Below are 17,615 nucleotides of genomic sequence, written 5' to 3'. Positions count from 1 at the left end.
GACATGGCCGAGCGTGAGGTCGACCGCTCCGTCTCGCAGACCGTGAAGGCGCAGCTCGCGCTGCGCGACCAGCTCCTCTCGGGCTCGTTGCGCCCCGGCGAGCGCATCTCCGAGCTCCAGGCGGTCGAGACCACCGGCGCCTCGCGCACCCCGGTGCGCATGGCGCTGGTGCGGCTGGAGGAGGAGGGCCTGCTCGAGGCGATTCCCTCCGGCGGCTTCATGGTGAAGGCGTTCTCCGAGCGCGACATCTCCGACTCCATCGAGCTGCGCGGCACGCTGGAAGGGCTCGCCGCGCGCTTTGCCGCCGAACGCGGCGTCTCCGCGCGCGAGCTCGAGCCGCTGAAGGAGTGCCTCGCCGCGATCGACGAGCTGCTGCGCCAGGTCCCGATCTCGGTCGACGCGTTCTCGTCCTATGTCACGCTGAACGCGCGCTTCCACGCCCTGCTCACCGAATTGTCGCGCAGCCCGCCGCTGATCCGGCAGATCGACCGCGCCTCGGCGCTGCCGTTTGCATCCCCGAGCGGTTTCGTGATGGCGCAATCGGCGCTGCCCGAGGCGCAGCAGATCCTGATCATCGGGCAGGAGCACCACCGCGTCGTGATCGACGCCATCGAGAACCGCGAAGGCGCGCGCGCCGAAGCGGTCATGCGCGAGCATGCGCGGCTCGCGGTGCGCAATCTGCGGCTCGCGCTGCGCAACCGGACCCATCTCGACCTGCTGCCGGCGCTCGCGCTGATCAAGTCCGCAACCGATTGAGAGGGGAGTGCCATGCGCTTCATCGAAACCTGGAGTCCGGCGACGCTCGTCTCGACGCGCGATCTCGCGCCGGGCATCCGCGAATTCCTGATCCGGCCGGACCAGTTCGATGGCGCCGCCTATCCGGTCGGCAGCCACATCAATGTCAGCGTCACCATCGACGGGCAGCCCGAGACGCGGTCCTATTCGCTGGTCGGGGAAGCGTCGTCGCAGGGTTTAAGGATCGCGGTGCGCCGCGCCGAGGATTCGCGTGGCGGCTCGCGCTATATGTGGTCGTTGCAGCCGGGCGCGCGGCTCGACATCACGACGCCCGCCTCGCTGCTCGCGGTCGACTGGGCACGCCAGAACTACTGCCTGATCGCCGGCGGCATCGGCATCACCCCGATCCTCGGTGCGGCGCAGGCGCTGGCGCGGCGCGGCGCCGATGTCACGCTGCATTACGCGGTGCGCTCGCGCGCTGAGGCGGCCTATCTCGACGATCTCGCCGCAACGCTGGGTGATCGCCTGGTCGTTCACGCCAGCGATGAGGGCAAGCGGCTCGATCTCGACGCCCTGTTCGCCTCGGTGCGCAAGGACACGCTGGCGCTGTTCTGCGGCCCGATGCGGATGCTGGATGCCGCGCGCCACGCCTGGATCGGCGCCGGCCATCCGCTTCCCGATCTCCGCTACGAGACGTTCGGCTCCAGCGGCACGCTGCCGACCGAGACATTTCGCGTGCGCCTGAAAGGCTCCGATGTCGAGCTGGAGATCCCGCGCGAGCGCTCGATGCTTGATGTCCTCAACGCCAGCGGTCACGACGTCATGTACGATTGCAAGCGCGGCGAATGCGGCCTGTGCGCCATCGACGTGGTCGCCGTCGATGGCGAGATCGATCATCGCGATGTCTTCTTCAGCGACCATCAGAAGCAAAGTAACCAGAAGATCTGCGCCTGCGTTTCGCGCGCCCGCGGCACCATCACCGTAGACACGCTGCTCCGGGCGGATGCGATCTGACCGGTTCACGATCTCCGACAGGGACTGCAGGAACCCGTCTGCCTCATGAGTGTTGATCCGCCGCGGCTCTGTGCCGCGAGTGAAGCCAATGACCAGCCACGGGCAGCCAACTGTTTGCCGCGTTCTCATCGTCGAGGATGAGTACTTCCTCGGGGATGATCTGGCGCGGTCGCTACGGTCGCTCGGGTTCCAGGTAATCGGTCCCGTTTCCGAGCTGCCGGACGCGATGGCTATTCAGCATCCTGCTTTCGACGTCGCGGTGATTGACATCAATCTGCGAGGAGATTCGGCTTATCCGATGGCTGACAAGCTCACGCGCGCCGGCAAACCTTTTGTCTTCGCGACGGGCTATGGGGCCGCCGCCATTCCGCACCGCTTCGAGCACGTGCCCCGATGGGAGAAACCCTACGACGTCGCAAAACTTTCGGATCACGTCCGCGAGCTCTGCGCCGAACAATCGCCAAACGCTGCTGCCGAATAGAGTCGATGCGCGCTCATTCACACCGCTCGCTGTGCGCCTCGGCCCGGCACGGGTCGATTTTGGTTGGCGAGCAGCCAGCGAATTCTTCTCAGCAGCAGCTGCGGGTCAACGGCTCCACGTCCTGAGCTCTCTCTGCAAAGTCCGGCGGCTACATCGACGGATCGCTCGGGTGTGCCAGTAAGTAACACCGTCAGCTCCGGCCTGTGCTCTCGAACCCACTTCGCGATACCGAAGCCGTCGCCCGCCAATGCTAAATTGGTGATCACGGCATTGATCGCGAAATCCGCGTGATCGAGAACGTCGATCGCCTCATGGGCCGTCACGGCTTCAATCACCCGATACCCACATTCGCGCAAATGCTTCGCGATCGGCATTCGGATGACAACTTCATCCTCAGCCAGCAGGATCGTACGGGTCGCCGGAGCGCTGCTTAAATCGGTCATGGAGCGGTAACGGGCTGGCACCCGACCCGTTCCTGGCGACGACAGATCGGATCGCCTCGACTATGGTGCGAGGATCGTAGGGCTTCGCAAAGAAGCGATCATGCAGCGTGCTGTCGTCCCGCGGCAGATCGCTGGATGCCAACAGGATCGGCAGGTCGGGAAATTCTTGCCTCACCGTTTTTGCCAAACCAAGGCCGTTGATTGAGCCGGGAAGCCTGATATCGCTGAAAACAGTCGAAACCCGTGTTCCACCGCGCAACAGGTCAATGGCTTCGTCGGCACTGCCGCATTCGATCACCTCGAAACCTGCACCGCGCAGCTCGTCGGAGATCATCAGGCGTATCCAGATGTCGTCTTCGACAACCATCACGACGTGACGGGGGGTGTCGTTCGGGCCCACTCTCCCGTCCGGCGCTCTGTTCACTTTGGACCTCAATGGGTTAGGGATGTCCCATCAACTTCAAGGATGCCGCATCGTTCCTGATTCCGCATTGCGCGGATTAGGTCGAGTGCTTCGTGCGGCGCTCTTTCACATAGGTTAAGGGCAGATCGCGCGCATTCAGTGTGCCGCACGGTGCAGCTCACGCGCTGCGAGAGCACCTGAGGCATCAAGCACACATGATGGTCTAGGCTACGCCGCGTAAGTCGCCCGAAGCTTCTTCGGATCCAGCAGCGGCAGAACCTGATCCGCCGACACCGGCCGGCTGATGAGATAACCCTGAACTTCGTCGCAACCGATCTGGCGCAGATATTCGAGCTGGTCGGCGGTCTCGACGCCTTCCGCGACCACGCCGATGCGCAGGTCGCGCGCGAGCCCGATCACCGATTTCACGATCGCGGCGCAGTCCGGCTGCACCAGCATGTCGCGGATGAAGGACTGGTCGATCTTGATGCGGCTGAACGGGAGCTTGCGCAGATAGGTCAGCGAGGAGAAGCCGGTGCCGAAATCGTCGAGCGCCACGGTGACGCCGAGCTCCAGCAGCGCGTTGAGGACCGACGCGGCGGAGGCGTATTTCGACAGCAGCATCGATTCCGTGATCTCGATCTCGAGCCGGTGCGGGGCGATCTTCGCGTCCGCAAGTGCCTGCACGATGATCTGGAGGAGGCCGTTGTTGTGAAACTGTGCGGCCGAGAAATTCACGGCGACCCTGATTTCTTCGGGCCACTCGGCAACCGTCGCGCAGGCGCGGCGGACGACCCATTCGCCGATCTCGTGGATCAGCCCGGTTTCCTCGGCGATCGGAATGAACTCGCTCGGCGGCACCAGTCCGCGCTGGGGATGCTGCCAACGCAGCAGCGCCTCGAACCCGGTGATGCGGTTGCCGTTGAGGTCGAGAAAGGGCTGGAACACCAGGAACAGCTCGTCCCTGGCGATGGCGCCTTCCAGATCCGATTGCAGCGCCTTGCGGTCGCGTGACGAGCGGTCGTCGGCTTCTTCGAAGAAACACACCGTGCCGGGTCCGGCGTTCTTGGCGCGATAGAGTGCGGTGTCGGCGTTCTTCATGATGTCGAGTTGCGTGCTGCCGTCACGCGGCGCCAGCACGATGCCGACGCTGGTCGCGCCGACGATCTGGCGGCCCTCGATCTGGAACGGTTCGTCGAAGGCCGCGACGAAGCGCTCGGCGATCTCGAGCGCATCCTCCGGCCGCGCCAGATTGGCCATCACCAGCGCGAATTCGTCACCGCCGATCCGTGCGACATGCTCGGCCGCGCGGGTGCAGCGTTGCAGGCGGCTTGCGATCTGGACCAGAAACTCGTCGCCGGCGGGATGGCCGAACTTGTCGTTGACCTCCTTGAAACGATCGAGATCGAGCAGAAGGACCGCGAATTCCTCGCCGGACAGAACGAGCCGCTTCAAGGCTGCATCGAGCGTTTCGTTGAACGCGACGCGATTGGGCAGATGGGTCAGCGGGTCCTGCCGCACCGTACGTTCGGCCTCGATCTGCCGCATCACGCGCCGTGCGAACGCGATCGAATTGACGAACACGCTGCGCAGCAGCACCGATCCGTAGACCACCACCAGGAAGGCGATCAGCAGAAACGCCGGATCGCCATTCCTGCCGAGGCAGATCGCGATGCCAGCGAAGATCGGGGCCGTGAATGCGATCGCGGCGATCGGGATCGTGGCGAAGGCCAGCGCGCCCCCCGCCAGCATCCCCGAACAAAGGCAGGTGATGACGAGCTGCCCGCCGGTTGAGGCATTGGCGAAGAATGCGACCGGAACGGTGCCCCAGGCGGCGCCGAGGATGAAAGCATTGCGCACCAGCCGATGCATGGCCCGGCGCGAGACGAATTGCGGTTTGGTGATGCGGCGCGCGGCATGGGATTGCAGGCCGAACGCGATCGCGGCGCCCGCCACGATGGCGGCCCAGATCAAGGCCAACTTCAAGTCCGGCGAATGCCACAGCGCGACGACGAGCACCCCGGCGTTGCAGGCATTGGCCAGCATGATGCCGACCGAATAGCCGAGCACCAGCGACATCTGTTCGGCGCGGATGTGGCCGGCGACGGCTTCGTCGGTTACGGGACCGCCAAAGGCCGACAGATCGCCGGCGAACAGCCGCGCGAAATAGCTGGTCGTTTGAGTCCGCATTCCAGAGCCTAGCAGCATGGGCCGCTTGTCCGGCCCGGTCCGGAGACTTCGCTGCAAACCTTTGACGAACTATGAATTATCCGAGCTTGCGATGATTGCTCTGACCACTTCTGCGTGTTCGTGGCGTCGTTCGATAACAAATCGATACAAATGCGGCGCCCCGCATTACGGTTGTGACGGCGGCTCGGTGTTCGCCACCAATTCACTGTCATGCCCCGCCACCGGGTCTCGCCTTCGGCGAGCCCGATGACAGGCTCCGGCGGGGCACCCAGTACGCTGCGACCTATCCGATCAATCACACCTGTCTCGGAATACTGGATCGCCCAGTCAAGCCGGGCGATGACAGCTTTCCTCTAGGCATCACCGCCCCATCTGCTTGGGGTCGTAATAAAAGCGTTCCTCGACGAGCTCATCGCCCCGCCACGTCTGCCATGCGATCTCATCCAACGTTCGGATGATGCCTTCGGCATTGGTGAAGCTGAATCTCCAGCGCGTCGCGACATGGTCGCCTTCGATCAGGCTTGGCCCGATGCGCACGGCCCTGACCTCCTTGAAGGCTGCCAGCACGCCGCGCTCCTTGGCCGCGAGCTTGTCGCGTCCGACCAGGGGTTCGGCCTGGTTTTCATAGGTGGCGCCGTCCGGCGCGTAGTAGTCGAGGATCGCGCCGACGAAATCCCCGTCCTCCAATCGGTTGGCGAAAGCTTCGACGACATCACGGCTCGGCATGGCACACCTCACGAGTAAAACCGACTACTAGTCGGTAAATACCGACCGGCGGTCGAAAAGTCAACTGGCTGTCCTGGTCCATTTCGACTACAGCACACCCATGGCAAAACAGGCGGAGCGGCGGGCTGCGACATCGGAGGCGATCCTGACGGCGGCGCGCCGCCTGTTCGGGACGCAAGGCTTTGCCGCCACGACGATGGACGAGATCGCCGAAGCCGCCCACGTCGCCAAGGGCGCGGTCTATCATCACTTCAAGACCAAGGAGGCGGTGTTCGAAGCGGTGTTCGACCAGGTCTCGCGCGATCTCGTCGTCGAGATCGACAGCACGGCCCGCGCCGAGAAGGACGTGCTCGCCGCGATGGTCGCAGGCACCCAGCATTATTTCGCCGCGACCGCCAAAGGCCCGACCGGTCAGATCATCCTGCGCGATGGCCCGGCCGTGCTCGGCTGGGAGCGCTGGCGCGAGATCGACGCCAAACATTTCGGGGGCAAGCTGCCGCGCGCGATCGCGGCGGCGATGGAGACCGGCCTGATCGCGCGGCAGCCGGTCGAGCCGCTGGCCCGGCTGCTGCTCGGCGCGGTGACGGAGGCCGCCGTCGCCTGCGCCGGACGCGCCGATATCGCAAGGGCGGGTGCGGAATATGCCCGTGCGTTCGGGTCGCTGATCGAGGCGCTGCGCGTCGCCGCATGATCGTGCTAAGTGATGATTGGAAACGCCCCCACCAACAAAAAGAACAGTAGCGCATGAACGCAACTTCCTCCCTGACGCCCTCCGATCCTGAATTCGACTACATTATCGTCGGTGCCGGCTCTGCGGGCTGCGTGCTCGCCAACCGGCTGTCGGCGAACGGCAAGCACAGCGTGCTGCTGCTCGAGGCAGGGCCGAAGGATTCCAACATCTGGATCCACGTGCCGCTCGGCTACGGCAAGCTGTTCAAGGAAAAGACCGTCAACTGGATGTACCAGACCGAGCCGGAGCCCGAGCTGAAGGGCCGCCAGGTGTTCCAGCCGCGCGGCAAGACGCTGGGCGGATCGAGCTCGATCAACGGTCTGCTCTATGTCCGCGGTCAGCACGAGGATTACGACAGATGGCGTCAGCGCGGCAACGCCGGCTGGGGCTATGACGACGTGCTGCCCTATTTCAAGAAGGCCGAGAACCAGTCGCGCGGCGCCGATCAATATCACGGCAGCGGCGGCCCGCTGCCGGTGTCCAACATGGTCGTGACCGATCCGCTGTCGAAGGCCTTCATCGACGCCGCGGTCGAGACCGGCCTGCCCTACAATCCTGATTTCAACGGCGCCACGCAGGAAGGTGTCGGCCTGTTCCAGACCACGACCCGCAATGGCCGCCGCGCCTCGACGGCGGTGGCCTATCTCGGCCCCGCCAAGGCCCGCGGCAATCTCAAGATCGAAACTGGCGCGCTCGGCCAGCGCGTGCTGTTCGAGGGCCGCCGCGCGGTCGGCGTTGAATACCGTCAGGGCGCCAATTTGCGCCGCGCCCGCGCGCGCAAGGAGGTCGTGCTGTCGAGCGGCGCCTACAACTCGCCGCAGCTGCTCCAGCTCTCCGGCGTCGGCCCCGGCGACCTCCTGCGCAAGCACGGCATCGATGTCGTGCTGGACGCGCCGGGCGTCGGGCACGATCTCCAGGACCACATGCAGGTGCGCATCGTGATGCGCTGCTCGCAGAAGATCACGCTGAACGACACCGTCAATCATCCGCTCCGCCGCACGATGGCCGGTGCGCGCTATGCGCTGTTCCGCAAAGGCTGGCTGACGATCGCGGCCGGCACGGCGGGCGCGTTCTTCAAGACCAGTCCGCGGCTGGCCTCGCCGGACATCCAGGTCCATTTCCTGCCGTTCTCGACCGACAAGATGGGTGAGAAGCTTCATGGTTTCTCCGGCTTCACGGCGTCGGTGTGCCAGCTCCGTCCCGAAAGCCGCGGGTCCTTGCGCATCAAAAGCGCCGACCCGACAGTGCCGCCGGAGATCCGCATCAACTATATGTCGACCGAGACCGACCGCACCACCAACGTGGAAGGCCTGAAGATCCTGCGCAACATATTGCATGCACCGGCGCTGAAGCCGTTCGTGGTCGACGAATACGATCCCGGAGCGAAGGTGTCCACGGATGCCGAGCTGCTGGATTATTGCCGTGAGCGGGGCAGCACCATCTACCATCCGACCTCGACCTGTCGTATGGGCAATGATGCGCTCGCGGTGGTCGATCAGCGGCTGAAGGTGAGGGGCCTCGAAGGCCTCCGAATCGTCGACGGCTCGATCATGCCCGATCTCGTGTCGGGGAACACCAACGCGCCGATCATCATGATCGCCGAAAAGGCCTCCGACATGATATTGGAGGATGCGCGGTAAACTCGCGTCTTGAGAGGATTTGGGCTTGGCTACGCGATTCAAGATCGGCACACGCAAGAGCGCGATGGCGCTGGAACAGACGGAAGAGATCGCGCGCCGCCTGACCGCTGCCATGCCCGATCTCGACGTCGAGATCGTCAAGTTCGACACCACGGGCGATCTCGACCAGACCAGCAAGCTGCTGCCCCATGGCGGCAAGGGCGGTGCCTTCGTGGCGCAGATCCGCGCCGCCGTGCTGTCGGGCGAGCTCCATGCGGCGATGCATTCGCTGAAGGACATGCCCGGCAACGAAGACACGCCCGGCCTCGTGATCGGCGCCACGCTCTCGCGCGATCCTCCCAATGACGCGCTGGTCCTGCGGAACGGCGTGACGCTGGAGGCATTGCGCCAGTCGCGTGGCAAGGGTTTCAAGATCGGCACCAACGCGGTCCGCCGCGCCGCCTACGCGCGGCGATTGTTTCCCGACGTCGAGATCATCCACTTCCGCGGCGCCGCCGACACGCGCGTGCGAAAACTGGACAATGGCGAGAAGCAGCGCCTGCCGGATGGCGACGCGGTGGGGCCCGCGGACGCGCTGATCATGGCGCGGTCCGGCCTCGACCGCGTCGGCCTTTCCCATCGCATCGGCTACGAGTTCTCCGCGGCGGAAATGCTGCCGGCAGCGGGGCAGGGCATCGTCGCGGTCGAATGCGCGGCACAGGACTGGCAGACGCGTCGCATTCTCGCATCGATCGACGATCCCGCTGCTCACGCCTGCGCCGATGCCGAGCGCGAGGTGCTGTGGGTGCTGAACGGCCATTGCAATTCGCCGGTGGCGGGCTTTTCGACCATTGCGGGCGATCAGATGTCGCTCACCGCGTCCGTGCTCGATCTCTCCGGCAACTCCATCATCGAAGCCTTGCGTTCGGGTCCCGCCAATCGTCCCCGCGAACTAGGCCGTGCGGTGGGACTGGATCTGCTGGCCAGGGGCGCCGCCGAGATCATCGAGCGCAGCCGGCCGCGGTAAGTTTTCCCGCAGGTTCGCAATGACGAGGGGGACAGCGCTGCGATGATGGCATCATGCGCCTGTTTTGCCCGACGGGTCAAATGTTGGCGCGACCTGATGCGATGACGAAGCATCTGATTTCGGTCCGCCCTAAGTCATTGATCGGGCGTGATCTCTCTACTGTGCATGGGGTTGTTTTCGCACTTTTTTGTTTTCCCGCTCCCCAGGCGCAAAATAAATCAGCCCCGCACGCGCTTCAGCATCTGCTCGACATGGGCGATCGGTGTTTCCGGCTGGATGCCGTGGCCGAGATTGAAGATGAACCGCCCTTGCGCAAAATTCGCCAGCGTGTTGTCGACCGCGCGGTCGAGCGCCGCGCCGCCTGTGATCAGCACCAGCGGATCGAGATTGCCCTGAACCGCAACCTTGCTCTGCACGCGCTCGCGGATGAAGGCCGGCTCCGCGGTCCAGTCGATGCTGACCGCGTTGACGCCGGTCGCCTCGACGAACCCGGGCAGTTGCGCGCCGGCGCCGCGCGGAAAGCCGATGATCTTCGCGTCCGGCATCTTGGCGCGCACGCCTTCGACGATGCGCCGGGTCGGCTCGATCGACCAGCGCGCGAATTCGGCGGGTGGCAGCACGCCGGCCCAGGTGTCGAAGATCTGCAAGGCGTTGGCGCCGGCCGCAAGCTGCGCCAGCAGATATTCGATCGAGTTCTCGACCAGCACGTCGATGATAGCTGCGAACGCCTCCGGATGCCGGTAGGCCATCATCCGCGCCGGCGCCTGGTCGGGCGTGCCCTGGCCGGCGACCATGTAGGTCGCCACCGTCCACGGGGCGCCGCAGAAGCCGATCAGCGCGATCCTGGGATCGAGCGCGCCGCGCACGATCTTGAGGGCCTCGAACACCGGGGCGAGCTTGCCGAAATCGGCTTGCTTCGCCAGTGTCGCGACCTTGGCGGGATCATCCAGCGGTTCGAGCCGCGGACCCTCGCCGACCTCGAAGCGCACGGAACGACCGAGCGCATAGGGGATCACCAGGATGTCGGAGAAGATGATCGCCGCATCGAAGCCGAACCTCCGGATCGGTTGCAGCGTCACCTCCGCGGCAAGCTCCGGGTTGAAGCAGAGGTCGAGGAAGCCGCCGGCCCTGGCGCGCACCTCGCGATATTCCGGCAAGTAACGGCCGGCCTGCCGCATCATCCAGACCGGCGGAACGACCTGCCGCTGGCCGGAGAGGACGTCGATGAAGGGTTTTGTCGCAGACTGGGGCACGAACGGTCCTGAAGATGGTTAGGGCTCCTGATACACCGCCACGGCCCGAAGCGGAACAGGGGAACCAAGCGCAATTGGACCGCGTTGACCAGCCAACGGAGGACGAGACCATGGCTGAGACATTCAACCCCGCGCCGCATGACAAGCACGCCGACGATCTGCACGAAGCCCTCGCCGCCGACCGCCACGCCAAGCTCGACGCCGGGCTGAAGGATACCTTCCCGGCATCCGATCCCGTGAGCGCCGCCCAGCCGACGCCCTCGAAGGCCGATGCGGAGGCCGACAATCCCTCGCTCTGGGACAAGGTTAAGGCCATCTTCAGCTAGCGGCGGGTGCGCCGGATTCCGATAGGTTTGCTAATGCCTTGTTAGCGATGCGCTGAGTCCGGCGTCCGTACGACTACGGAAAACCGGGGACATCACTGCATATTTATCCCGACGTTTCAGAGTTCAATAACAGAAGCGGCAGAAGTTCCGGCGATCGGAGATTTCTGCTGCATGAGCGCTGTGACCCAAAGAGCCGGATGGAGCCGCCTGCCGCTGCGGGCAGCTGCGTTCGTCGCGCTGACCTGCGTGGCCATCCTCGGCGTCAGCGGCTGGCGGGAATGGGCGGCGCGCGACGCGGTGCTCAAGGGTGCCGAGACCGAGATGGCGAATGTTGCTCGCTCGCTGACGCAGCATGCCGAGGACAGCCTCGATCTGCTGGATTCAGGCGTCGTCGGCGTCGTCAGCCGGCTGGAGATGGACGGCGCCGAGCCGGCCACGATCGCCAAGCTCAGAACCCTGCTGGAGGCGCGCAAGAAGGCGATAGAGCGCATCCACAGCCTCGCCATCATCGACGAACACGGCAACTGGTTGACCTCGCCCGGCACGATCGGCTCGACCCTCAACGACGACGCGTTCTTCCGTTATCACCAGCTCTCGCCGAAACGGGAGCCCCATGTCGGCCGGCCCGTGAAGAGCCTGCTCGACGGCGAATGGGTCGTCACCTTGTCGCGCCGTTTCAACAAGCTCGACGGCAGCTTCGGTGGCGTGGTGCTCGCGACCATCAGCTCGGGATATCTCTCGCATTTCTACGAACAGTTCGAGATCGGCCGCAACAGCTCGGTGGCGTTGACGCACGGTGACGGCCTGATCATCGCGCGCAACCCGAGCAACGACAGGTTCGTCGGTCGCAGCGTTGCCGATACGCCGCTGTTCCGCGACGCCAGCCTGCAGCGGCCGGGCGGCGCCTATCATTTCAAGTCGCCGCTCGACGGCGCCGACCGGGTCAGCTTCTTCAAGCGCTCTGGCCGCTATCCGCTGGTCCTGCTCGCCACCGTCGATAAGGCCGAACTGCTGGCGCCCTGGCGCTCTGCGGCGACCTCTCGCATGCTCTACGTGCTCGCGCTGGTCATGCTGATCGCGATCATCGGTGCGGTGCTGGTGCGGCAGTTGCAACGGGGCCAGAGCATGGCGGCCGCGCTGGTCGAGAAAGAAGCGCATTTCCGACTTCTTGCCGAAGGCTCCAGCGACATGGTCACGCGGATCGGCCTCGACGAGCGGTTGCGCTATGTCTCGCCATCGTCGATTGGCGTCGTCGGCTGGCGCGCCAATCAGCTGATCGGTACCCTCGCGCTCGCCGGCATTCACGCGGACGACCGGCCGCAGGTGCAGGCTCTCGTCGACGCCATGAAACGCGGCGAGAAGGAGGAGGTGCGCGTCACATATCGCAACGCGCACCGGCAGAACGCCGAAGTCTGGCTCGAATCGACCATGCGGGTGACCCGCAAGGAGAATGGCCGCGTGGACGGCGTGGTCGCGATCTCGCGCGACATCACCGAGCAGAAGAAGCTCGAGACCCGGCTGGAAACGCTCGCGATCGAGGACAGCCTCACCGGGCTTGCCAATCGCCGCCGCTTCGATGAACGATTGAAGGAGGAGTGGGCGCGTGCCTATCGCGAGCGCTCCAGCCTCTCTTTGCTGATGATCGACGTCGACCACTTCAAGTCTTACAACGACGAATACGGCCATCCCGCGGGCGATGCCTGCCTCCGGCAGGTGGCGCAGATCATCGCCGCCGAGATGCATCGTTCCGGCGATCTGGCGGCGCGCTATGGCGGCGAGGAGTTCGCCATGCTGCTGCCGAACACCGACGCTGCGGGCTGCGCCCTGATCGGCGACCGGATTCGACGGGCGATCCGGGATGCGGGCTTGGTTCACACCAGCAACCATGTGGCTGGCTGCGTCACCGCCTCGCTCGGCGGTGCTGCCTGCCGGCCGGCGTTGGAGCGCACGGCCGGCGTAGTCTCGCTGATCGAGGCCGCCGACCAGGCGCTCTATGCCTCCAAGGAGGCCGGGCGCAACCGGCTGATGATGTCGGGCGAGGTGAGCAACCTCCTGCTCAAGGCGTCCGGTCAGTAACCCCGCTCAATAATGCGGCGGACGCTCATTGGCGGCTCCCGGCGCATTCGCCTCGGCCTCCTGCAGCCGCTCGCCGAGCTCCGCGATTCTCCGCGTCAGCGCGTCGATCTGCTTCCACTGCGCGGTGATGGTCTGGTTCAGCGTCTCGATCGCGTCGTCCTGATAGGCGAGGCGCGTCTCCAGCGTGTCGATGCGCTCGCCGAGCGTCTTGATCTCATTCGTCACGTGCCGCGTCCTTATCCCGTTCGCGTAATCCACATTCCTGCAAATCAAGTTGTTGCAAACCAAGTTGCTGCAAACCATGGCCGAGCGCGACGCGCTCGTCGAACACGAAGCATTCGCCGCGCCAGCGGCTCTCGGCCTCCGGCATCTCTTCCAGATATTTGAGAATGCCGCCCTTGAGGTGATAGACCTCGGCAAAGCCGCGCGCGAGCAGATGCGCGCTCGCCTTCTCGCAGCGAATGCCGCCGGTGCAGAACATCGCGATCTTGCGGTGCTTGGCGGGATCGAGCTGCTCAGCCGCAAAATGTTTAAATTGGCCAAAGCTACTGATGCCGGGGTCGAGCGCGCCGTCGAACGTACCCATCGCCACCTCGAAGGCATTCCTGGTGTCGAGCACCAGCGTGTCGGGCGCCTCGATGAGCGCGTTCCATTCGGCCGCATCGACATAGGTGCCGACCTGCCGCGTCGGATCGGCGGTTTCGTCACCCAGCGTGACGATCTCCTTCTTCAGCCGCACCTTGAGCCGGCCGAACGGCATCGTCTCGGCGGTCGAGAATTTTAGTTCGAGATTGTTCAACCTGCCGCCGAACATGTCGCCGTGCGCGAGCTCATGGGTGAGCGCTTCGATCGCCTCGCCCGGGCCCGCGACGGTGCCGTTGATACCCTCCTGCGCGAGCAGCACGCTGCCCTTCAGCGCCAGGCCTGCGCAGAACGCGCGCAGCGGCTCCCGCAGCTCGCGGTAATCGGGCAGGGCAGCGAATTGGTAGAAGGCGGCGACCTTGCAAATCATGGCGCCCGTTTAGCAGGCGGAGCCAGCCCGGAAAACCCGCAACGAGCAGCTCTATTCCCAGCGGATGGCAGCCATTTCCCTGGCATGCCAGCATTGCCCCGGCCGGCCGGAATGTGTCATGTAGGCCCGGTTTTCCGAGCCGGCGCGCCATCCGCGCCATCCGCCCAATGAAAGCAAAGACTTCGATGAGAAACTTCCATTTCCCCGGCAGGTCCACGGTCCACGCCACCAACGCGATGGTGGCGACCTCGCATCCGCAGGCGTCGCTCGCCGCGATCGAGGTGCTGCGCGAGGGCGGCACGGCGGTGGACGCGGCTGTCGCGGGTTCGGCCATTCTCGGCGTGATCGAGCCGCAATCGACCGGCATCGGCGGCGACTGCTTTGCGCTGATCCAGCCGCGCGGCGAGGGCAAGATCATCGCCTATAACGGCTCGGGGCGCGCGCCGAAGGCGGCGAACGCCGACTGGTATCTCGAGCGCAAGATCAACTCCGTGCCGCTGACCTCGGCGCATGCGGTCTCGATCCCCGGCGTGATCGACGCCTTTGCGACCGTTTTGCGCGATCACGGCAAGTTCGGCTTCGACCGGCTGCTGCAGCCCGCGATCAAGGCGGCCGAGGAAGGCTACGTCGTCGCCCCTCGCATCGCCTTCGACTGGAAGAACCAGTTCGAGAAGCTGAAGGGTGGCACCAACACCGAGCGCTATCTGTTGCCGCACGGCAAGCCGCCGGTGGCCGGCGACGTCATCCGCCAGGCCGAGCTCGGCAAGACGCTGCGGGCGATCGCCAAGGACGGCCGCGACGCCTTCTACAAGGGCCCGATCGCGGAAGACATGGTGGAGACCCTGCGCGGAATCGGCGGCCTGCACACGCTCGACGATTTCGCCGCGCACACCACCGAGACGACGACGCCGATCGGCACCATGTACAAGGGTTACGACGTCTGGCAGTGCCCGCCGAACGGACCCGGCCTCACCATGCTGCTGATGTTGAACATCCTGTCGCGGTTCGACCTGACGAAATACGCGCCGCTCAGCATCGAGCGCTTCCACCTCGAAGCCGAGGCCGCACGCATCGCCTACATGCACCGCGAGCTGCATGTCGCCGATCCCGAGCATATGCAGGTCGAGGTCGCCAAGATACTCGCCAAGGAATACTGCAACGAGCACATCGACAAGATCCGTATGGACGGCATGCTCGACCTGCCGAACGTCGCGCCGCCGATGAATCCCTCGACCATCTACATCACCGTCGTGGACAAGGACCGCAACGTCTGCTCGTTCATCAACTCGGTCGCGCATTCCTTCGGCTCGGCGATCGTCTCGAACAAGACCGGGGTTCTGCTCCAGAACCGCGCGGGCGGCTTCCGCATCCAGCCCGGCCATCCGAATTGCATCGCCGGCGGCAAGCGCCCGCTGCACACTATCATGCCGAGCCTGCTCACCAAGGGCGGCCGTTCCGTGATGCCGTTCGCGGTGATGGGCGGACAGTATCAGCCGGTTGGCCAGACCCATGTGGTGACCAACATCCTCGATTATGGCTGCGACGTGCAGGAGGCGATCGATATGCCGCGCGGCCTGCACTACGAAGGCCAATACCAGCTCGAGGACAGCGTGCCGGCCAATATCGTCGAAGGCCTGAAGAAGCTCGGCCACAAGACCACCAGCGTCGTCAGTCCGCTCGGCGGCGCGCAGGCGATCTGGATCGACTGGGACAAGGGCACGCTCACCGGCGGTTCCGATCCGCGCAAGGATGGTTGCGCGCTCGGATATTGACCCCCGCGGGACAGAGTTCCCCGCGCAAGATCAGGAAAAGTTGACGCAGGGGCGACGCGGCATTTGCTGCGTCGCCCTTTCTCGTTCGGAACGGAGTTCATTGCTTCAGGTTAAGGGCCGATGAGCGGTGCAGGCGTGCGCTGCTTTTGCTCCAAGCGGCGGAGGCCCTCCCATGTCGGAAAAACCAGGTTCCGGACCGTCCGGATTCGATCGGCGCGCGTTCATGGCCGGCGCGGCCGGCACTGCGCTGGTCCCCATGACGGCGCGCGCGGCCGCGCAGGATGCGAGCGCGTCGACCGCCCAGGATCCGGTGCTTCCTGTCGATGTCACGCTGCGGGTCAATGGCAAGGACAAGCGCCTGCACATCGACGCGCGCACGACGGTGCTCGACGCGCTGCGGGAGCATCTCAAGCTCACCGGCAGCAAAAAGGGCTGCGACCACGGCCAGTGTGGTGCCTGCACGGTCCTGATCGACGATCGACGCGTGGTGTCGTGCCTGACGCTCGCCCTCGCCGCCGAGGGGCAGGAGATCACCACGATCGAAGGCCTTGCCACCGACGATCATCTGCATCCGATGCAGCAGGCCTTCGTCGACAACGACGCGTTTCAGTGCGGCTATTGTACGCCGGGCCAGATCATGTCCGCCGTGGCCTGCGTCAAGGAGGGGCATGCGGGCAGCGAGGCCGACATCCGCGAAAACATGAGCGGCAACATCTGCCGCTGCGCCGCCTACCCCAATATCGTCGCCGCCGTGAAGCAGGCCGCGCCCGAGATCATGAAAGGCTAGGCGCATGCGACCGTTTTCGTATCAAAGGGCAACAGACCCCGACATGGCCGTGCAGGTGCTCAGCGCTGCCGCGGCCGCGAACAATCCGCTGACCAAGGCTACGGCGCAGCCGCTCGCGGGCGGCACCACGCTGATCGACCTGATGAAGCTGGACGTGATGCGGCCCGCGGCGATTGTCGATATCAGTCCGCTGGCGCGGGGCTGGTCGGCGATCGAGCCCGGCAGTGATGGCTTACGGCTGGGCGCGCTCGCCAAGATGTCCGACGTGGCCGCGCATGCCGAGATCCAGCGCAACTACCCGGTGATCGCGAATTCCCTGAAGCTCGCCGCCAGCGCCCAGCTGCGCAACATGGCGACGCTCGGCGGCAATGTGATGCAGCGAACGCGTTGCAGCTATTTCCGTGATGTCTCCTATGAGAATTGCAACAAGCGCAATCCTGGCTCGGGCTGTGCCGCCATGGATGGCGTCAATCGCATGCATGCGGTGCTGGGTACGTCCGATCAGTGCATCGCGACCTATCCCGGCGATTTCGCCCAGGCGTTGATCGCGCTCGATGCGATGGTCGAGATCACCAGCAAGTCCGGCACGCGCAACCTGCCGTTCGCAGATTTGCACAAGGCGCCCGGCAACACGCCCGAGATCGAGACCACACTTCGGCCCGGTGAGCTGATCTCTGCGTTCTCCATTTCCGGCCGCTGGCCGCGCTCGGTATATCTCAAGGCGCGCGACCGTCAGTCCTACGAGTTCGCGCTGTCGTCGGCTGCGGTCGCGCTCGACGTGCAGGATGGCACGATCAGGGACGCGCGTATCGCGCTCGGCGGCGTCGCCACCGTGCCGTGGCGGGCCCGCGAGGCGGAGGCGCTGCTGAAGGGACAGAAATTCGACGACGGTCTGACGAAGCGTGTGGCCGATGCCGCGTTTGCGGACGCCAAGGGCCGCCGGCACAACAGCTTCAAGATCGCGCTCGGCAAGCGCGTGGTGGCGCGCGCGCTCCAGCAGGCCGTAACGATGGAGATCTGA

Annotated in this window: 18 protein-coding genes; 11 read left to right on the top strand and 7 right to left on the bottom strand. The window is 65.0% G+C overall.

What is annotated here, in order from left to right:
- The first annotated feature begins 3 nt into the window (after nt 1–3).
- From IVB48_RS11320 to IVB48_RS11310, 3 genes are all read left to right on the top strand, one after another.
- Nucleotides 4–756, top strand: a complete 753-nt coding sequence (locus IVB48_RS11320) for a GntR family transcriptional regulator (protein ID WP_247399984.1) — start codon at nt 4–6, stop codon at nt 754–756.
- A 12-nt stretch (nt 757–768) separates the two neighbouring features.
- Nucleotides 769–1,749: a PDR/VanB family oxidoreductase gene (locus IVB48_RS11315; RefSeq protein WP_247399983.1), complete on the top strand. Its 981-nt coding sequence runs from the start codon at nt 769–771 to the stop codon at nt 1,747–1,749.
- Nucleotides 1,750–1,837: 88 nt separating this feature from the next.
- Entirely contained in the window at nt 1,838–2,230 is a 393-nt protein-coding gene (locus tag IVB48_RS11310) for a response regulator (protein WP_035961702.1), read from the top strand.
- Between the two features lie 17 nt (nt 2,231–2,247).
- On the opposite strand, the gene IVB48_RS11305 is transcribed toward IVB48_RS11310, so the two are convergent.
- The 4 genes from IVB48_RS11305 to IVB48_RS11290 all read right to left on the bottom strand — a co-directional run bounded on the left by IVB48_RS11305 (nt 2,248) and on the right by IVB48_RS11290 (nt 5,992).
- Entirely contained in the window at nt 2,248–2,673 is a 426-nt protein-coding gene (locus tag IVB48_RS11305; protein ID WP_247399982.1) for a response regulator, read from the bottom strand.
- Nucleotides 2,624–3,073: a response regulator gene (locus IVB48_RS11300; RefSeq protein WP_247399981.1), complete on the bottom strand. Its 450-nt coding sequence runs from the start codon at nt 3,071–3,073 to the stop codon at nt 2,624–2,626. Before IVB48_RS11300 ends, IVB48_RS11305 begins: the two co-directional genes overlap by 50 nt.
- Before the next feature lie 231 nt (nt 3,074–3,304).
- Nucleotides 3,305–5,266 (bottom strand): EAL domain-containing protein, encoded by a 1,962-nt coding sequence (locus IVB48_RS11295; protein WP_247399979.1) that lies wholly within the window; start codon nt 5,264–5,266, stop codon nt 3,305–3,307.
- Nucleotides 5,267–5,626: 360 nt separating this feature from the next.
- Nucleotides 5,627–5,992, bottom strand: coding sequence for a nuclear transport factor 2 family protein (locus tag IVB48_RS11290; RefSeq protein WP_247357086.1), 366 nt, complete (start codon nt 5,990–5,992; stop codon nt 5,627–5,629).
- A 100-nt stretch (nt 5,993–6,092) separates the two neighbouring features.
- Between IVB48_RS11290 and IVB48_RS11285 the strand changes: the two genes are divergently transcribed.
- The 3 genes from IVB48_RS11285 to hemC are packed head-to-tail and all read left to right on the top strand — an operon-like array spanning nt 6,093 to nt 9,368.
- A complete protein-coding gene (locus tag IVB48_RS11285) occupies nt 6,093–6,683 on the top strand; it encodes a TetR/AcrR family transcriptional regulator (RefSeq protein WP_247399977.1) in 591 nt (196 codons plus the stop codon).
- A 53-nt stretch (nt 6,684–6,736) separates the two neighbouring features.
- The gene (locus tag IVB48_RS11280; RefSeq protein WP_247399975.1) at nt 6,737–8,362 is read left to right on the top strand and encodes a choline dehydrogenase; all 1,626 of its coding nucleotides are present in this window, start codon (nt 6,737–6,739) and stop codon (nt 8,360–8,362) included.
- Between the two features lie 25 nt (nt 8,363–8,387).
- Nucleotides 8,388–9,368: a hydroxymethylbilane synthase gene (hemC, locus tag IVB48_RS11275; protein WP_247399973.1), complete on the top strand. Its 981-nt coding sequence runs from the start codon at nt 8,388–8,390 to the stop codon at nt 9,366–9,368.
- 218 nt (nt 9,369–9,586) lie between these two features.
- Here the strand turns inward: hemC and hemE are convergent, their stop codons facing one another.
- A complete protein-coding gene (gene hemE, locus IVB48_RS11270) occupies nt 9,587–10,621 on the bottom strand; it encodes a uroporphyrinogen decarboxylase (RefSeq protein WP_247399971.1) in 1,035 nt (344 codons plus the stop codon).
- A 110-nt stretch (nt 10,622–10,731) separates the two neighbouring features.
- Between hemE and IVB48_RS11265 the strand changes: the two genes are divergently transcribed.
- Both IVB48_RS11265 and IVB48_RS11260 read left to right on the top strand, forming a co-directional pair.
- Nucleotides 10,732–10,947 carry a hypothetical protein gene (locus tag IVB48_RS11265; protein ID WP_007595236.1) on the top strand — a complete coding sequence of 72 codons (216 nt, stop codon included), beginning with the start codon at nt 10,732–10,734 and terminating at the stop codon, nt 10,945–10,947.
- A 171-nt stretch (nt 10,948–11,118) separates the two neighbouring features.
- Nucleotides 11,119–13,023 carry a diguanylate cyclase gene (locus tag IVB48_RS11260; RefSeq protein ID WP_247399969.1) on the top strand — a complete coding sequence of 635 codons (1,905 nt, stop codon included), beginning with the start codon at nt 11,119–11,121 and terminating at the stop codon, nt 13,021–13,023.
- A gap of 6 nt (nt 13,024–13,029) precedes the next feature.
- Here the strand turns inward: IVB48_RS11260 and IVB48_RS11255 are convergent, their stop codons facing one another.
- Together IVB48_RS11255 and IVB48_RS11250 are read right to left on the bottom strand one after the other, a co-directional pair.
- Nucleotides 13,030–13,248, bottom strand: a complete 219-nt coding sequence (locus tag IVB48_RS11255) for a SlyX family protein (protein WP_007606917.1) — start codon at nt 13,246–13,248, stop codon at nt 13,030–13,032.
- The gene (locus tag IVB48_RS11250) at nt 13,238–14,035 is read right to left on the bottom strand and encodes a rhodanese-related sulfurtransferase (protein ID WP_247399967.1); all 798 of its coding nucleotides are present in this window, start codon (nt 14,033–14,035) and stop codon (nt 13,238–13,240) included. The genes IVB48_RS11255 and IVB48_RS11250 overlap by 11 nt, the downstream gene beginning before the upstream one ends.
- 185 nt (nt 14,036–14,220) lie before the next feature.
- Here IVB48_RS11250 and ggt point away from each other — a divergent pair, with 185 nt between their 5' ends.
- The 3 genes from ggt (at nt 14,221) to IVB48_RS11235 (ending at nt 17,615) form a co-directional block, all read left to right on the top strand.
- Nucleotides 14,221–15,807 (top strand): gamma-glutamyltransferase, encoded by a 1,587-nt coding sequence (gene ggt / locus IVB48_RS11245; protein WP_247399965.1) that lies wholly within the window; start codon nt 14,221–14,223, stop codon nt 15,805–15,807.
- A 223-nt stretch (nt 15,808–16,030) separates the two neighbouring features.
- On the top strand, nt 16,031–16,594 hold the full coding sequence (locus tag IVB48_RS11240; protein ID WP_247291379.1) for a (2Fe-2S)-binding protein: 564 nt from the start codon (nt 16,031–16,033) through the stop codon (nt 16,592–16,594).
- A gap of 4 nt (nt 16,595–16,598) precedes the next feature.
- Entirely contained in the window at nt 16,599–17,615 is a 1,017-nt protein-coding gene (locus tag IVB48_RS11235; RefSeq protein ID WP_247291377.1) for a xanthine dehydrogenase family protein subunit M, read from the top strand.

The organism is Bradyrhizobium sp. 76 (assembly GCF_023073025.1).
GTDB lineage: Bacteria > Pseudomonadota > Alphaproteobacteria > Rhizobiales > Xanthobacteraceae > Bradyrhizobium.
This window is presented reverse-complemented; position numbering and strand designations above follow the sequence as displayed.

Excerpts from the sequence above, each read along its gene's own strand:
- IVB48_RS11320 (WP_247399984.1), top strand. The coding sequence starts at position 4 with ATGGCCGAGCGTGAGGTCGACCGCTCCGTCTCGCAGACCGTGAAGGCG.
- IVB48_RS11315 (WP_247399983.1), top strand. The coding sequence starts at position 769 with ATGCGCTTCATCGAAACCTGGAGTCCGGCGACGCTCGTCTCGACGCGC.
- IVB48_RS11310 (WP_035961702.1), top strand. The coding sequence starts at position 1,838 with ATGACCAGCCACGGGCAGCCAACTGTTTGCCGCGTTCTCATCGTCGAG.
- IVB48_RS11305 (WP_247399982.1), bottom strand. The coding sequence starts at position 2,673 with ATGACCGATTTAAGCAGCGCTCCGGCGACCCGTACGATCCTGCTGGCT.
- IVB48_RS11295 (WP_247399979.1), bottom strand. The coding sequence starts at position 5,266 with ATGCGGACTCAAACGACCAGCTATTTCGCGCGGCTGTTCGCCGGCGAT.
- IVB48_RS11290 (WP_247357086.1), bottom strand. The coding sequence starts at position 5,992 with ATGCCGAGCCGTGATGTCGTCGAAGCTTTCGCCAACCGATTGGAGGAC.
- IVB48_RS11285 (WP_247399977.1), top strand. The coding sequence starts at position 6,093 with ATGGCAAAACAGGCGGAGCGGCGGGCTGCGACATCGGAGGCGATCCTG.
- IVB48_RS11280 (WP_247399975.1), top strand. The coding sequence starts at position 6,737 with ATGAACGCAACTTCCTCCCTGACGCCCTCCGATCCTGAATTCGACTAC.
- IVB48_RS11265 (WP_007595236.1), top strand. The coding sequence starts at position 10,732 with ATGGCTGAGACATTCAACCCCGCGCCGCATGACAAGCACGCCGACGAT.
- IVB48_RS11260 (WP_247399969.1), top strand. The coding sequence starts at position 11,119 with ATGAGCGCTGTGACCCAAAGAGCCGGATGGAGCCGCCTGCCGCTGCGG.
- IVB48_RS11250 (WP_247399967.1), bottom strand. The coding sequence starts at position 14,035 with ATGATTTGCAAGGTCGCCGCCTTCTACCAATTCGCTGCCCTGCCCGAT.
- ggt (WP_247399965.1), top strand. The coding sequence starts at position 14,221 with ATGAGAAACTTCCATTTCCCCGGCAGGTCCACGGTCCACGCCACCAAC.
- IVB48_RS11240 (WP_247291379.1), top strand. The coding sequence starts at position 16,031 with ATGGCCGGCGCGGCCGGCACTGCGCTGGTCCCCATGACGGCGCGCGCG.
- IVB48_RS11235 (WP_247291377.1), top strand. The coding sequence starts at position 16,599 with ATGCGACCGTTTTCGTATCAAAGGGCAACAGACCCCGACATGGCCGTG.